Raw genomic sequence first — 14742 nt, 5'->3', positions numbered from 1 at the left:
GTGTAAAAACACAAACATCATATCTATTATCCATTAAGGCCGGATTTTACTTCATATATTGATACGAAAAATAGATAAAAGCATCGCTAAAAATGTAAAAAATAGTCACTAAGGCTAAATGCAGGTCAAAAAAAGAACTATCAATGAATATTATTTATTCTTAAGCCATTATTTATGCTGCTTGACATTGTTTTGCAGATAACGTATCAATAAATATATCGAACCGATAATACTCGTTTAACAGATTTTCAAAGGTTGACTTACATGATTCACAATTCCCGTCTACTAAGCCTACTACTAATCGCCTTTAATGTGCGCGGTATGCTGGTAGACTGAATTCTAAGTTAACTTTTTACCAGAGATAAAAAAACCCGCGCCGTACGCGGGTTTTTTTATACCGGCTCGGCGCTCTAAAACTCAACATGACAGCCAATCGACAGGAGCACCACATGAGCCAGCAAGTCATTATTTTCGATACAACTCTGCGTGACGGGGAACAGGCGTTACAGGCCAGTTTAAGTGTGAAAGAAAAACTGCAAATCGCTTATGCATTGGAAAGACTAGGCGTTGATATCATTGAAGCCGGCTTCCCGGTTTCTTCTCCGGGGGATTTTGAATCAGTCCAGACTATTGCTCGTGAGATTAAAAACAGCCGCATCTGTGCATTGTCCCGCTGCGTTGACAATGATATTGATATTGCGGCTGAAGCTTTGAGAGTTGCAGAAGACTTTCGGCTGCATGTGTTTTTAGCCACCTCCAGCCTGCATGTCGAACATAAATTAAAAAAAGGGTTTGATGATGTTGTCGAAATGGCAGTCCGCTCTATCAAACGAGCACGCAATTATACCAATGATGTCGAGTTTTCCTGTGAAGATGCCGGTCGCTCCAATATCGATAACTTATGTCATATCGTAGAACAGGCTATCAAAGCAGGAGCAACAACGATCAATATTCCTGATACAGTCGGTTATACAATACCCTACCAATTTGGTGGTATTATCCAAACCTTATTTAATCGGGTGCCTAATATTGATCAAGCCATTATTTCTGTCCATTGTCATGATGATTTAGGCATGTCAGTAGCCAATTCCATTACCGCAGTTCAAGCCGGAGCCAGGCAGATTGAAGGAACAATTAATGGCTTAGGCGAACGCGCCGGAAACTGTTCACTGGAAGAAGTGATCATGGCAATCAAAACCCGCCAACAAATGTTGGGAGTGCATACCAACATTAATCACAAAGAAATTTATCGTACCAGCCAATTAGTCAGCCAAATCTGCAATACTCCGATTCCAGCTAATAAAGCGGTTGTAGGCAGTAATGCTTTTGCCCATTCGTCAGGTATTCATCAGGATGGAGTTCTGAAAAACCGCGAAACTTACGAAATCATGACGCCAGATTCCATCGGCCTGAAAGATACCCAACTGAATCTGACTTCCCGCTCTGGCCGCTCTGCCGTAAAACATCGTATGACTGAAATGGGCTATCAGGAACAAGATTATGATCTGGATGCACTGTACCAAGCCTTCCTGCGGTTGGCAGACAAAAAAGGTCAGGTGTTTGATTACGATTTGGAAGCCTTGGTATTCATTAATCAACAACATCAGGAAAACGAATACTATCGACTGGATTATTTTAGCATCCAATCCGGAACCAATATTGTCCCAACAGCAACTGTGCGTCTGGCGTGTGGTGGTGAAATGAAATCTGAAGCTGCGACCGGAAATGGGACTGTCGATGCTATCTATCATGCTATTAATCGCATTACGGGTTATCCATTGAAATTGATCTCCTATCAATTATCCAGCAAAGGTCATGGGGAGGATGCTCTCGGACAGGTCAATATTATTGTGGAATGCTTTGGTCGCCGTTTTCATGGTATGGGTTTGGAGACAGATATCATTGAATCATCTGCTAAAGCGATGATCCACGCTCTGAACAATATTTGGCAGGCAGAACAGGTTAAAAAAGAAAAGCGACGTATACAAGACTTTCTTTCTAAAAACATTAACCAGAATATTTCCCAGAAAAATATATCTCAGAACGTTACAAAGGAAGCGGAATAACGATGTCAAACCACTCTATTGCAAACAAACAAACATCAACTCACCACCATATTGCAGTATTACCCGGTGATGGCATCGGCCCTGAAGTCATGAAGCAAGCCTACAAAGTGTTGGATGCTATCCGTCATCGTTTTAATATTCGCATCACAACCAGCGAATACGATATTGGGGGAATTGCCATCGACCGGCACGGCAGCCCTTTACCTGAAGCAACAATCATTGGTTGTGAAAAAGCAGATGCTATCCTGTTTGGCTCTGTTGGTGGCCCCAAGTGGGAACATTTACCACCAGCCAGTCAACCAGAACGGGGCGCATTGCTACCATTACGCAAGCATTTCAGACTATTCAGCAACCTGCGACCTGCGCGTTTATATGCTGGCTTAGAATCTTTTTGCCCGCTTCGTCATGATATTGCGGCAACAGGTTTCGACATTTTATGCGTGCGAGAGTTGACTGGCGGGATCTATTTTGGTCAACCCAAAGGACGGGAAGGAGAAGGAAAATACGAACGCGCTTTTGATACCGAAATCTACCATCGCTTTGAAATAGAACGAATTGCACGAATTGCTTTCGAATCCGCTCGCAAACGACAGCATAAAGTCACTTCAATTGATAAAGCGAATGTTTTACAAAGCTCTGTCTTATGGCGTGAAGTCGTTAGTGAAATTGCGAAGGAATATCCTGATGTTGAGATCAATCACATGTATATCGACAACGCCACCATGCAGTTGATCAAAGATCCTTCTCAATTTGATGTTCTGTTGTGCTCTAATATTTTTGGTGACATTTTATCCGATGAATGTGCCATGATCACCGGTTCAATGGGTATGTTGCCTTCTGCCAGCCTGAATGAAAAAGGATTTGGCTTATATGAACCTGCTGGCGGCTCAGCTCCTGATATCGCTGGCAAAAATATCGCTAACCCAATCGCCCAAATTTTATCCACGGCACTGTTGCTGCGTTATAGCCTTGGACGTGATGATATTGCAGATGCTATTGAGATTGCTATCAATGATGCCCTGGAACAGGGTTATCGAACGGCTGATTTAGCAGGTAAAGATAAAGCAGTCAGCACTGATAAAATGGGAGATATTATTGCCCGATATATTGCCGAAAGACGCTAAGCGTCAAACGCTAAACGTTAAATTTAATGAAGAAGAGCTAATATTGAAAAAAGCCAGTAAGTCACCTTACTGGCTGGCGACTCTCTATGAAATTCCACTGTTGAAAAAATGTCTGAGAAATGATTTAACCAAGGAAATAGCTTTATGGAAGCAAAATAATCTGAATGTCGAAGAATTGTGAGAAAATTGTCGATGCTCATTGATTACATCTGTAATTTCATCACTGGCTTGAGTTACAAGACCAGTGCAGTATGAGAGGAGTAAAAATGAGCTCTTTTGGATGGTTTGACTTTAAATGTGCATGGTTTACACCTCCGGAAGGATAATTCACAGAAAAAGCCAAAGTTATAAACATTTATAGTCTGACAATGATAATTTTATTCACTTTTTCTGTGGATATGTATGTGAAAAAGTCAGGGGTAAGACAGGTATAATTTTCTTTCACATTTTACAACGCCTTATAAGATTAAATAAATACCTATTATTTTTCATTACGTTAATGTTTATACTCCCCTTTTTCACAACCTGTGCGATACATCACAATTTCTTGCCTCACTCTCACTGAGCAAATATCAATCAATGATGAATTTATCCACAGGATATGCCTTTTAGTTAAACAAAAATTGCTTATTTTTGTAGAAAACCGCCTTTGATAAGGCTGTAAATCAAACCAGTAATCCCACTTTTTACCACTTATCCCATAAATCTGTGGATAACATGGTGTAAGATCCTGTTTATTATCACTGGGAAGAGGTGAACAATCATAATGAGTCTATTTTTAATACTGAAAATACACCTGAAAAAATCTTTTATATCATGCTATTATCAAGTCAATCAGCGTACTAATAAACTTATAATGAACTTCCACAACCACATGTTCATTTTTTAAACACCATTAAATATGTCTTATAAATATGCAATTCATACCGCCGGCACCACCAGAAAACGAACAACAATTACTCGAACGTGCTCAATCTCTGGCAGGTTTAACCCTGGGAGAGCTAGCCGCACAAGCCAATCTCCCTATACCACCTAACTTGAAACGTGATAAAGGTTGGGTAGGCATGTTACTTGAATATTATCTGGGCGCAAATGCGGGCAGTAAACCTGAACAGGATTTCGAGCATATCGGTGTTGAATTGAAAACGATCCCAGTGGACAGAAAAGGTACACCTCTGGAAACAACCTTTGTCTGTGTCGCACCTTTAACCGGTAACAGTGGTATCACATGGGAAAATTGCCATGTCAGACGCAAACTGTCACGTGTTCTATGGGTACCTGTTGAAGGAGAAAGAGAAATTCCCCTTTCCGAACGTCGCATTGGTTCTCCACTCCTCTGGAGCCCAAATCCGGTTGAAGAAGAACGACTAAGATGTGATTGGGAAGAATTAATGGACTTAATCGTCTTAGGTAAAGTTGAGAATATTACCGCCCGTCACGGTGAAGTACTCCAATTACGTCCGAAGGCGGCAAATAGCCGGGCATTAACAGAAGCTATTGGTGAATATGGTCAACCCATTATGACACTTCCCCGCGGTTTCTATTTAAAGAAAAGTTTTACAGCACCATTATTGGCCCGTCATTTTTTCGTAGGATATGATTAACGCAATCAACAAAGCTGCAACCTGAAAGATGACGGGTATTAATATTTGAGTATTAATAGGAGAATACTTTATATAATATTTATCTCTCGTATCCTGATATTGATAAAAACCAAATAAAACATAAGATAATCTATACTGATAAAAAACCAATCTGATAATCTCGTCAGGTATTTGAAACTATTTCTAATAAATTTACATTTGAATGAATACATATAAAAACAGAATTTTTACTAACATAATTTTTTTGGCTATTTAGTTTTTCTTGTGGCATAGTAATCTCATTCTTTCAGCCATTACTTTTCACTACTTACTATTTATTACTAATTAGAGATTAATATTTATCTCTTATGGTTTACTCTCTGGCTTAAGGCTACATAAATTTCAAAATACAGTACAACCACAAAGGATTCCCCTTCAGTATCTCTAATATGACTGGGGTAATTACAGCTCATGAAACTGCAACCGGAAAAACGCAGAGTATAAAACAGTTAATCATTATACCTAATACCACTCTTCCATAATTCCGTTTTGATTTAGATTTAATATAGGAAGATTGAAATGATAAAAAAACTTAATATTGCATGCAGTAACAATGTATGCGATTTTTTTAATAGTGAAAGAGAAACTATCAATATTAATGAAACTAATTTTATTGATGTATCCGCTGTGGTTATTTCATTGGAAGATACATTAAATGGTGAATTAAAACGTATTGAAAAAACAGGTTATCCACTTCCTATTTATCTTGTCATATCACCGGATGAATCTATACCGCCCAATCTTTTATCTCGTATTACTGGTATATTTCAACCAGAAAAAGGCAATGAAAAATTTTATGGGAAACAACTGGATAGAGAAGCAGAGAAATATGAAAACAACTTATTGCCTCCTTTTTTTGGTGCCATAATCCAATATGTTTCACAGGGTAATTCTGCCTTTGATTGCCCAGGACATCAAGGCGGACAATTTTTTCGCCGTCATCCCACTGGATTACAATTTTTCAATTATTTCGGTGAAAACTTGTTTCATTCAGATCTATGTAGCTCCGATGTTTTTATGGGAGATCTACTCACTCATGAAGGCGCGCCCTGCTCTGCCCAAAAGAATGCAGCGAAAGTCTTCAATGCTGACAAAACCTACTTTATCCTCAGCGGCACTTCTTCTGCTAATAAGGTCGTATTGAATGCTTTATTAACTCCCGGTGATCTGGTGCTTTTCGATAGAAATAATCATAAATCTAATCACATCGGCGCTCTTATTCAGGCAGGAGCAACGCCCGTTTATCTGGAAACTGCCCGCAATCCATTTGGTCTGATTGGAGGTATAGATGCTCATTGCTTTGATGAAGATTATCTGCGTAACTTGATAAAAGAAGTTTCCCCTGAACGAGCAGAAGAAAAACGCCCAATTCGTCTGGCCATCATCCAATTGGGGACATATGACGGAACTGTCTATAATGCCAGACAGGTCGTGGATAAAATTGGTCATCTTTGTGATTATATTTTGTTCGATTCTGCCTGGCTTGGTTACGAACAATTCATTCCGATGATGGCAAATTATTCACCATTATTATTGGAACTTAATGAAAATGATCCCGGCATTCTGGTCACACAATCTGTCCACAAACAACAAGCCGGTTTCTCTCAGACATCACAGATCCATAAAAAAGATCGGCACATCAAAGGACAGCCACGTTATGTAAACCACAAACGGTTTAACCACGCCTTTATCGCCCATGCATCTACCAGCCCATTCTATCTTCTTTTTGCTGCCCTTGACGTCAACGCCAAGATACATGAAGGAGAAAGTGGCCGGCAAATGTGGATGGATTGCGTGAAAATTGGCATTGAAACACGGAAATTGATCTTACAACAATGTCAACATATCAAACCGTTTATTCCAGATACCATCGATGGCTGTCATTGGGCGCATTATGATACAGATGAAATCGCAAATAACCTGCGTTTCTTTGATTTTCTGCCGGGAGAAAAATGGCATTCATTTGAGAGTCATGACAAGCATCAATACTTTGTTGATCCTTGCAAACTTTTACTTATCACTCCGGGAATTGATATCAATGTTGGAGAATACACTCAATTCGGTGTACCTGCGATTATTTTGGCATACTTCCTGCGCGAAAATGGTATCATTCCGGAAAAATGTGATTTGAATTCGATCCTGTTTGTGCTCACCCCTGCCGAAAATATGGCCAAAATGACCCACCTTGTCTCCCAACTTGCTCGTTTTGAGCACATGTTGGAACAAAATGCCCCCTTAGAAATTATGTTACCTACACTCTATCGCACTTATAAAACACGCTATCTTAACTACACTATTCGCCAATTATGTCAGGAAATGCATGATCTATATGTACGTAACAACGTCAAACAATTACAAAAAGAGATATTCCGAAAATCTCACTTTCCCAAAATAGCCATGAGTCCTCAACAAGCCAATATTGAGTTTATCCGTAATAATGTGGAATTAATTCCCCTGCAAAATATTGACAAGAAAATTGCAGCAGAAGGTGCAATACCTTATCCCCCTGGCTTATGTTGTATCGTACCTGGTGAAATTTGGGGAGGTTCTGTATTAAGCTATTTTCTTGCTTTGGAAGAATGTATCAATCAATTGCCAGGTTTCGAACAAAATTTGCAGGGGGTTTATTCCCAAAAAGAACCTGATGGCTCCACTCGTATTTATGGATACGCTATAAAACCCAAAACAAGCTAAATTCACAAGGACACGATTATTTTCTGTCTGATTTATTATCATCCTGCGGTGGTCTGTGTATGACCACCTTACTTAACTTTCGACATAATAAACCAAAGTCACTATCTTTTTCTCAGTATAAAATGAAATTTAGTGTTATCCACTTGATCAATGGCTAAGTCGAGCAGAGAGTTGGGCAATATCTTGATTTCGGTAATATCAATATGTCCCGAAGATGGATGATAGTGAACATAAATAGTTCCAACCAGTGGATAACTGCCATTCTCTCTGTTCTGAATATAAATAGAACAGGTGATTCGATTACTACTCGCTATTGAAGGAATGTGGGCATACTTGATGTCATTTCCGGTCTTAACCGAAGAAACCTTCAAATGATTAATACCTTCTGCATCAATCATCATCACATAATTACCGTCCTTAGCATCAGTGGTATCTATCAAGCTCAGGCTGATAATAAAATTAGATTGCTGATAAAATACAATCTCACTTGTCTCAATCACAATAACTCCCCTGTTTATTTCACCATCTAAACAATCACTCAAAAACCAAAACCATTTTATTGCTGCGATGGTTCAAAACTGTACAAAATACTGCATAAAATTATGCAGTATTATTGTGCTTAGCAATGTAGTTTGAAATCTATTAGTATAGATTTTAAACCTTTTATATATATTTATAATTAATAATTTAAATAATAACAATATATAAATCACATTATTTAATAGTCTTAAAATGAAACTAAAGATACTATTTTCACTGGTAACAATCAGTTAGTTTTCTCTGCTATTCAAATACTTTTTCACTTTTTTCAGCGCCATCTGTCTTTTTAATGGCGATAAGTAATCGATAAAGATAATACCATGCAGGTGGTCAATTTCATGTTGCATAACGATAGACAAAAAATCTTCACTTGTCACTGTAATCGCTTTACCATGCCGATCCAGAGCTTCCACCTTTACTTTTTCAAATCGCTCTACGTCTGCGTAATATCCGGGAATAGATAAGCATCCTTCTTGATTTACAGACCGACGCTCTTTTTCAACGATTTTAGGGTTAATTAAAACCAGAGGTTGATTGCGTTCCGGCGAAATATCAATGACTAACACAGCCTCTTTTCTTCCCACTTGAGGAGCTGCCAACCCAATACCATTACCCGTGTCATACATTGTTTCCAACATATCATCAATCAGAGTTTGGACATCCTCTACATCAGTGACATCAACGCATTTCTGCTTCAATCTTTCATCAGGAATTGTGAGTATATCTAAAACAGCCATAACCATTCTCCTTTATTCACGAAGCGGCTAAAACACCTCTTACGTCTGATTCAGAAAAAGTAGTATCTCTTCCCATCCAGATGGATTGAAAAATACTTTACCACTAAAAGGCAAGCACGCTATACCCAATGGATTTCAAGATAGAAGATACAGGCAATTTTAATTAATATCGGTAAATTATAGTGATAAAAAATGCCAACCGAGAAACCCGGCCGGCATACGATTTTTTATTTACTTATATTGTAACATTATATTTTTTCTACAGATTTTCTGTTTCCAATGCTTGTGATAAGTCAGCAATCAAATCATCTACATTTTCAATGCCTACTGAGATACGGATTAATTGTGGTGTGATACCTGCCGCCAGACGTTTTTCCAACGGAATTGAAGCATGGGTCATCGTAAATGGCTGACCAATCAAACTTTCTACGCCTCCCAAACTTTCTGCCAACGTAAATAATTTCAGAGCCTTAATTACCCTATTCGTATAACCATCATCACCTTTCAGCACGATAGAAATCATGCCACCAAACCCTTTCATCTGCCGTTTCGCCAGTTCATGCTGAGGATGAGCGATAAGACCGGGATAAAAAACTTTTTCTACCTGTGGTTGTTGCTCTAACCAATGAGCAATCTTCTCTGCGTTGCTGATATGTCGCTCCATACGCAGGGCCAATGTCCGTATTCCACGCAGAACAAGAAAACTACTAAAAGGATCAAGAATTCCGCCAATCGAATTTTGCAAAAAAGCAACCTGCTCTGCCAGTTCAGGATTATCACCTACCACCGCAAGCCCTGCGACAACATCCGAATGGCCGTTCAGATATTTAGTCGCAGAGTGAACAACAACATCAAACCCTAAATCAAGCGGACGTTGAATATAAGGCGAAGCGAATGTATTGTCCGCAACACTGATAATCTTATGGCGTTGAGCTATCCGGGCAATCGCCGCTAAATCAGCCAGTTTGAGTAGTGGATTTGTGGGTGTTTCAACCCAAATCATTCGGGTATCTGGTTGAATGGCCGCTTCCAATGCCTCAATATCTCCCGCTTCAACATAGGTGACGCGCAAACCAGCCGTCCGGCGACGTACTTTTTCCAGCAGACGATAAGTTCCGCCATACAGATCATCTACGGCAACAATATGACTGTCTTTATCCAGCAATTCCAGAATAGTCGAACTGGCCGCCAGGCCAGAGCCAAAAGCATAACCCCGGCTACCATTTTCCAGCTCAGCAATTGCACGCTCCAAAGCATCACGTGTAGGATTCCCACTGCGGGAATACTCATACCCTGTATGCTGACCCGGTGCTGGTTGTGCATAAGTGGATGTAGCATAAATTGCAGGCATTACAGCACCAGTATGGTCAGGGATATAACCAGCATGAACGCTTTTAGTATCAAATTTAGTCATTAATTTATTCCTGAAAGAGATTAATTGAGTTGTTGACGCCATGCGTTCAGCACATCCGTACGAGTAACAAGGCCGATGAAGTGATTACCATCATCAACAATCAGCGCTACATGACCCGCATCAAAAGTCGCAACCAACTGCTCTAATGGCGCTTTTTTATGAAGAGTATTAACCTGACTGGTCATTGCCTGACTGACAGGCAAAGAGAAATTACGGGAATTAGCCTGAATAGCATGCATTAAATCCCACTCATCTATGATGCCGACAACTTGCTCATTATCGAGCACAGGGAGCTGTGAAATGTCATACAACCGCATTCGTCCATGAGCAATTTGCAAGGTATCCTGTGGAGAAACAAAAACCGTCGCACCATCCCGGTAACGATACGTTACATAATCGCTTAAATCGTTTTCTTTCTGCTGTGAACGCAATCCCTGCTCCAATAACCAATAGTCATTGAACATTTTGGACAAATATTTATTGCCACTGTCACAAGCTAAAGTCACCACCCGTTTTGGTGCTTTTTGCGCACGACAATAGCGTAAAGCAGCCGCCAATAACGTACCTGAAGAAGAGCCAGCCAGGATACCTTCCTGTAACAGCAACTTTCTTGCACAAGAAAATGCTTCTGCATCCATGATCCGGTAAGCATGACGAATCTGGGAGAAATCCCCAAGCGGAGGGATAAAATCCTCCCCAATACCTTCGACAAACCAACTTCCTGCTTCATCGTAGTGGCCGTATTCAACGTAATCAGCCAGAATAGAACCTTTGGGATCAGCAAGAACAAATTCAGTATTAGGAGAAACTTCTTTGAAGTATTGGCTTAAGCCGCCCAATGTTCCACCAGAGCCGACTCCCACAACCACCGCATCCACGTCATGTTCCATTTGCTGCCATATTTCAGGGCCAGTCGTTGTCGTATGGGCCAGCGAATTCGAAAAGTTATTGAACTGATCGATATAATAGGCTCCGCTGATTTCCTTTGACAAACGTAAGGCATAATCCTGGTAGTATTCCGGGTGTCCTTTACACACATCAGAACGTGTCAAACGAACATCCGTCCCTAGTGCTCTCAGGTGATATATTTTCTCCCTGCTCATCTTATCCGGTACAACCAGAATCAGCTTATAGCCTTTCATAGCAGCAACCAGCGCCAACCCGATACCAGTATTACCCGCTGTAGCTTCAATGATAGTGCCACCAGGCTTTAGCAAACCCTGCTTTTCCGCCTGCTCAATCATTGAGAGTGCAACCCTGTCTTTAATAGAACCACCTGGATTTTGGTTTTCTAACTTAATAAATAACTGACATGGGCCAGTGTCCAGATGGGTCAGTTCCAGTAATGGTGTATTTCCAATCAGTTCCAGAACCGAACGTGGTGCTGACATATTAGCCTCTTAATATTCAGTAATATTTAAAAATAATACTTACAGATTAATAAAGGATAACGCTGCATAGCGGCAGATTTAAAAGAACAAATCAAAACTATATATAACAAAATGTAATTAATTACTGGCTAAAAACATAACGCGATCAAATTCCCAGAAATTCTGTCAGAATGATATACGCTTAAATTATCCCTTTTATATTTTTTATGCTGCAAGATATTCGAATTGCAGTATGTCAGAGATATGCATAATACACACAGCCAACAATGATAAAGAGGAAATAGATTATGTATAACATAACATTATCCAGAGAAGCCCAATTGGCATCATTAATACTGTACGCAGCAGATATGAACATACAATATTACAATAATCCAACTCCTCCTCCTGACCCGCGTATAGAAAAAGATGGCTGGAAACTTGTCGGTTATATTAGTGGTAATGATCTGTCCTTCTCTGTAGATCCAAAAACTAATAAGCAATTTTTAATTATGTTGCCTGTTAGTGTCTGTTATGGATATATCGCAGAGAATAAAAAAACGCCAAAAGAGTATGTTATTGTTATTCGCGGGACAGATATTTCAAACCTATTTGAAGCTCTACATGATCTTGTTCCTGTTTTCACCTCACCATGGGCAGATACTCCGGAACAAAAAGTCAGTATCGGTTTCTATAGCATTTATAATTCATTAAAACTTAATATTGTTGATCCTGAATATAAAGGTGATCTCCAATATCTCAGATTCTGCAACGCAATTGCACAATTCATCGGAATCAACACGCCATATACCATACTTGGTCATAGCCTTGGCGCTACCATTGCTGCTTATCTTATGAGAGATATTCCGTTACTTGGTGATAAACATAAAGCCTGTTTATTCGCCAGCCCAAAACCGGGAAACCATGAATTTGTTACCTATATTGACCACCATTTCTCCAATTATGCAGTCTTCAACTACGAAAAAGATCTGGTTCCCCATCTTCCCCTGCATATTCCACTCATACTGGAATATGAATCCCTGTCAAAAGTGACCTTACTCAAACCACCAGATGGCCTGAACATAGCTGACAGTTTGGGATGTAATCATTATTTAGCCAGTTACATTGCAATATTGGATCCAAATCAATTCAGGCACCTGATCTTAGAATCTAAAACTCCAGATTCAGAAAAGCATAAAATGGTATCGTCTTGCATCTCATTAACATAATCATCTAATAAAATAACAATAGGCAACTGATTGATATAAAAACTTAATAAACAGGAGAAGAAAAATGAGAGGGCGTGGTTACACATACAGAACAATACTGATATTACTGACAAGTTTTCTGTTCAGCCCGATCTTACGGGCACAAGGGGAAACTCATTTGTTATTCCACATGGGATTGGGAGCTAATGGAAAATTCTTTGTGGGAGGAACACTGCAAAATAAAGGTGATCAACCTGTAGCAGGTGGTTACCTGGCGATTTTGCCTCTTAATATTCAATGTGAACCACAATCCCTGATCGTGTACTCATTTGATTCCCTGGCCCCTGAGGAAAAAAAGACATTTCGCATTCCTGTAGATATCCCGCTCAGTAGTTATCATTTAATGGGTTTTGTGGCTTATGATGACATGGGTTTTTCTCTTCCCACTGTGGATGAAACAGCCAAAATCATCAAAGATCGTGAACCCAATGAACGTAAGGCATGCCAGTTGGCACGAGAAACAAAAGTTACTCATAAATGAAGAAAATGCAGAAGATACTCCACACTCATTAAATTTTTAAAATTATGGGAGGAATATAAGTGTTATATCCTATTGCGATTGAAATTGGTGTTGCGAACCACGCTTACAGCGTGGTTATGCCCTCTGTACTTGATGCTAATTCGATGTGTTATCCGGCTTTATAACCATTGGGATTCCGTGACTGCCAACGCCATGCATCATGGGTCATTTCTACAATGGTACGGCTTGCTTTCCAGCCCAGTTCACGTTCAGCTTTCTCCGGGCTTGACCAACATTCAGCAATATCTCCCGGACGACGTGGGCAAATTTCATAAGGAACAGACTTACCACATGCCTGACCGAATGCTTCCACCATTTCCAATACACTCGTTCCTTTGCCAGTTCCCAAGTTGTAGATATGCAAACCTGATTTCCTGCCAACTGCATTCAATGCCGCAATATGTCCATCAGCTAAGTCAATGACATGGATATAATCACGGACGCCTGTTCCATCCGGTGTAGGATAATCATTACCATAAACAGACAGTTTTTCCCGGCGCCCTACCGCCACTTGGGCGATATACGGCATTAAATTATTAGGAATGCCTTGCGGATCTTCTCCCATCGTACCAGAAGGGTGTGCCCCGACTGGGTTGAAATAGCGTAGTAATACCACTGACCCGTCATTTTCCGCATGATGGAAATCAGACAGGCAACGTTCCACCATATATTTACTTGTGCCATAAGGATTTGTGGTATTACCCACCGCAGATTGCTCTGTGATAGGCACAATCGCAGGATCGCCATACACAGTTGCCGATGAGCTGAAAATGATGCTTTTCACACCTGCTTTGTGCATGCTACGCACCAATACCAGCGTTCCATTAACATTATTATCATAATATTCAAGCGGTTTTGCGACTGATTCCCCAACTGCTTTCAAGCCAGCAAAGTGGATAACTGACTCAATTGAGTGACGGGAGAAAACAGAATCCAGGAATGCTTCATCACGAATATCACCTTCGTAAAACAGCGGCTTGACACCAGTCAGTGCTTCAATACGGTTCAAAACCTCACAATTAGAATTACACAGATTATCGACAATAATCGGCGTCATTCCCGCTTCAATCATCTGGACACAGGTATGGCTGCCAATGTACCCCATTCCACCTGTCACTAATATTTCCACATTTACCTCTTTTTCAATTAGACTGATTAAAACATCCATACAATCAACAGAATAATATCGCTTTTCAGCTTCTTATCGATATAAATAGCTTTCATAATAATGATACACTCATTTTTCTCACTCCCGGTTGTTGTCCTAATGAAAATGCGGTCATAAATCCTTCAACGCACGCTAAGAGTTAGCCACATAGATAGACTGACAGCAATGATTGCCACAGGCGTTCAATCTTATTTAGCC

General features: G+C 40.0%; 12 protein-coding genes. 7 read left to right on the top strand and 5 right to left on the bottom strand.

Going from position 1 to position 14742, the window contains the following annotated elements:
• The first annotated feature begins 449 nt into the window (after window positions 1-449).
• The 5 genes from leuA (at window position 450) to AAC147_RS13005 (ending at window position 7527) form a co-directional block, all read left to right on the top strand.
• Window positions 450-2066, top strand: a complete 1617-nt coding sequence (gene leuA / locus AAC147_RS13025; RefSeq protein WP_047681721.1) for a 2-isopropylmalate synthase — start codon at window positions 450-452, stop codon at window positions 2064-2066.
• Window positions 2067-2068: 2 nt separating this feature from the next.
• On the top strand, window positions 2069-3190 hold the full coding sequence (leuB, locus tag AAC147_RS13020; protein ID WP_052189549.1) for a 3-isopropylmalate dehydrogenase: 1122 nt from the start codon (window positions 2069-2071) through the stop codon (window positions 3188-3190).
• Complete coding sequence (locus tag AAC147_RS20180; RefSeq protein WP_047681718.1) at window positions 3162-3371, top strand: hypothetical protein; 210 nt, start codon at window positions 3162-3164, stop codon at window positions 3369-3371. Before leuB ends, AAC147_RS20180 begins: the two co-directional genes overlap by 29 nt.
• Window positions 3372-4104: 733 nt before the next feature.
• The gene (gene mutH / locus AAC147_RS13010; protein WP_047681715.1) at window positions 4105-4794 is read left to right on the top strand and encodes a DNA mismatch repair endonuclease MutH; all 690 of its coding nucleotides are present in this window, start codon (window positions 4105-4107) and stop codon (window positions 4792-4794) included.
• A 561-nt stretch (window positions 4795-5355) separates the two neighbouring features.
• Window positions 5356-7527 carry an ornithine decarboxylase gene (locus AAC147_RS13005; protein WP_047681914.1) on the top strand — a complete coding sequence of 724 codons (2172 nt, stop codon included), beginning with the start codon at window positions 5356-5358 and terminating at the stop codon, window positions 7525-7527.
• A 101-nt stretch (window positions 7528-7628) separates the two neighbouring features.
• Here the strand turns inward: AAC147_RS13005 and AAC147_RS13000 are convergent, their stop codons facing one another.
• From AAC147_RS13000 to AAC147_RS12985, 4 genes are all read right to left on the bottom strand, one after another.
• Complete coding sequence (locus tag AAC147_RS13000; RefSeq protein ID WP_047681712.1) at window positions 7629-8027, bottom strand: hypothetical protein; 399 nt, start codon at window positions 8025-8027, stop codon at window positions 7629-7631.
• A gap of 270 nt (window positions 8028-8297) precedes the next feature.
• Window positions 8298-8804 (bottom strand): peptide deformylase, encoded by a 507-nt coding sequence (gene def / locus AAC147_RS12995; protein ID WP_047681709.1) that lies wholly within the window; start codon window positions 8802-8804, stop codon window positions 8298-8300.
• A 259-nt stretch (window positions 8805-9063) separates the two neighbouring features.
• Window positions 9064-10218 carry a trans-sulfuration enzyme family protein gene (locus tag AAC147_RS12990; RefSeq protein ID WP_047681706.1) on the bottom strand — a complete coding sequence of 385 codons (1155 nt, stop codon included), beginning with the start codon at window positions 10216-10218 and terminating at the stop codon, window positions 9064-9066.
• 20 nt (window positions 10219-10238) lie between these two features.
• Complete coding sequence (locus AAC147_RS12985; protein WP_047681703.1) at window positions 10239-11609, bottom strand: pyridoxal-phosphate dependent enzyme; 1371 nt, start codon at window positions 11607-11609, stop codon at window positions 10239-10241.
• Between the two features lie 287 nt (window positions 11610-11896).
• On the opposite strand from AAC147_RS12985, the gene AAC147_RS12980 reads away from it, so the two are divergent.
• A complete protein-coding gene (locus tag AAC147_RS12980; RefSeq protein ID WP_047681700.1) occupies window positions 11897-12817 on the top strand; it encodes a lipase family protein in 921 nt (306 codons plus the stop codon).
• Between the two features lie 64 nt (window positions 12818-12881).
• On the top strand, window positions 12882-13337 hold the full coding sequence (locus tag AAC147_RS12975; protein ID WP_047681697.1) for a hypothetical protein: 456 nt from the start codon (window positions 12882-12884) through the stop codon (window positions 13335-13337).
• Window positions 13338-13485: 148 nt separating this feature from the next.
• On the opposite strand, the gene galE is transcribed toward AAC147_RS12975, so the two are convergent.
• Complete coding sequence (gene galE / locus AAC147_RS12970; protein ID WP_047681912.1) at window positions 13486-14505, bottom strand: UDP-glucose 4-epimerase GalE; 1020 nt, start codon at window positions 14503-14505, stop codon at window positions 13486-13488.
• Between the last annotated feature and the right edge of the window lie 237 nt (window positions 14506-14742).

The organism is Xenorhabdus sp. NBAII XenSa04, from assembly GCF_963866145.1.
Classification (GTDB): Bacteria; Pseudomonadota; Gammaproteobacteria; order Enterobacterales; family Enterobacteriaceae; genus Xenorhabdus; species Xenorhabdus indica.
This window is presented reverse-complemented; position numbering and strand designations above follow the sequence as displayed.